At 70.0% G+C, this 423-nt stretch carries 1 protein-coding gene; it reads right to left on the bottom strand.

The annotated features are described in order from the left end of the window. Window positions 1-86: 86 nt before the first annotated feature. The coding region (locus AC1DUE_RS20445; RefSeq protein ID WP_477041233.1) for a hypothetical protein at window positions 87-423 on the bottom strand (337 nt) is incomplete at its 5' end.

Here is a 423-nt window from a genome sequence, read left to right as displayed (position 1 = left end):
TCCTCGTACCGGGCGGTCCGCCCGGCCCCACCGATGCTGGGGCTTCCCCTGCGGAGAAGGTCAAGGATGACGGAGAAGCGCGGGGCTCAGTCCTTTGTCACGTAGAACGCATAGAACGCGCACACCAGCATCCCGGCGCCGGTGACCAGGCCCAGGACGATGGCCGCGAGCACGGTCGTCTTGTCGGACAGGCTGTAGAGGAAGCCGACCGAACCGCCGAACAGTGTGCCGTACGCGATGGCCTTGGCCTCCACCGGCAGTCGCTTCTGCGCCCGGCCGACGGCGTAGCAGAGCGCCGCCAGCACGGCGCCAGAGATCAGACCGAGCGCGAGCTGCGTGCCGGTGAGCACGCCGCCGCCGCGCACGATGGACGTCGCCCACCAGCCCAGGATCACGCCCAGCGTGACGGGCATGGCCCAGCTG

This window comes from Cellulomonas sp. P4_A2, assembly GCF_056402515.1.
Note: the sequence above shows the minus strand (reverse complement) of the source record. Positions and strands in the feature narration are given on the sequence as shown.